The sequence below is a fragment of the Shewanella sp. SG44-6 genome (assembly GCF_014164185.1).
Taxonomy (GTDB): domain Bacteria; phylum Pseudomonadota; class Gammaproteobacteria; order Enterobacterales; family Shewanellaceae; genus Shewanella; species Shewanella vesiculosa.
Genome location: NZ_JACJER010000280.1, coordinates 1 through 1294 on the forward strand (window position 1 = coordinate 1; position 1294 = coordinate 1294).

The 1294-nt window shown below is 38.6% G+C and carries 1 protein-coding gene and 1 pseudogene; both read left to right on the plus strand.

Going from position 1 to position 1294, the window contains the following annotated elements:
- Positions 1-243: pseudogene (locus H5185_RS22830) on the plus strand (peptidase M3A); the annotation flags it as partial.
- Positions 221-1294, plus strand: a 1074-nt coding sequence (locus H5185_RS22165; RefSeq protein WP_182743325.1) for a DUF3541 domain-containing protein, incomplete at its 3' end; no start/stop codon positions are given. The pseudogene H5185_RS22830 and the gene H5185_RS22165, both read left to right, overlap by 23 nt.

Below are 1294 nucleotides of genomic sequence, written 5' to 3' on the forward strand. Positions count from 1 at the left end.
AGCTATCAAGCTATTGCTAACGAAGGAGTTAATTATTATCTTCCGCTATGGCAAAGCGCATTGACTCAGCTAATTATGAATCAAACACCAGCCTATATATCGACTGGAGAGATATTTAATTTACTGGTAGTCAATGAAACACATTTAACCTTAAACGATCAACTCGAGCAGCTTATAGGCTTACCGATTGACCCACATTCACTTATCAGGAGATTTAAACATGCTGGAACTACGCAAGAGTAAAACACTCTCGTATTTACTATTGTCAGCTACGTTGTTTAGTAGTGTGGCTTTCGCAAAAGAATCGGCAGAAAAAACCGCCCATACTTTAACAGCTGAACAAGTTTATCAAGGCATAAAATCCAATTTAGAAACCAACCTTTACTCCTTACCCCCACGAGTTCAAGGCCACTATGCTATACGCCAATTCCGTATGACTGGGGAACCAAAATACGCTAACGGCTCATTAATTGATCTCCTCACTATTGCTGAACGTCAAGCTTACTATTCATGTAATCTGGATAAGCCCGGTTTTATTAAAAGTGAATCAAAAATTGAGGCGGATAAATTAGGTTCAGGCCCACGGGCTATTGCCCGTAAAGAAGCCATCGCTCCCTACCCTAATTTTATGTTATATACCGACGTGCTATTGCGCTATGCCAGTCGAGTGGATGAGTTTGGTTTTACCGGACCTTGTCATGATTTAATGATAAAAACCCTAAAAAATGCTAATTTAGAGCCTGCTTTCACTGATACAAAAATGATTAAGGCTTGGGCCGCGCAGTTAATCAACTATGTATATTGGGCCAAACAAATCGGCGTTGGCGACTATTACCAAGCTTACAAACAAGCTTTTATTAAAACCTATCCAGATAGCAATGATGATAAACTCAAAAAAGGCCAATATAAAAACAAAGTCTATGGTATGACTCACTTTATTTTTTCTGCCAGCGAGTATTATCAACACCCTGTCGATCCAAAAGAATATCAGTGGATTTTAGATTACTTTGAGAAAAATATTGATCGTATTCTGACCGATACGACTGAAGATATTATTACTGAAGTTGGGATTAGTTTCTTAATTACGGGTAACGGCGATAACCCAGTTGTGGATAAAGTGAAACAACACGTGATTGCGGCTTATGATCCAAAAATCATGATGATCCCGTCACCACATGGCAAAGCTGAATTATCTTCTGGTGAACACAGAAACGTGCTAGCAATATTATTTAAATACGGACCTTTGTGTAATGTTTCAGGCCAATTTAATAACATCATTGCTAGCACGTTTCTG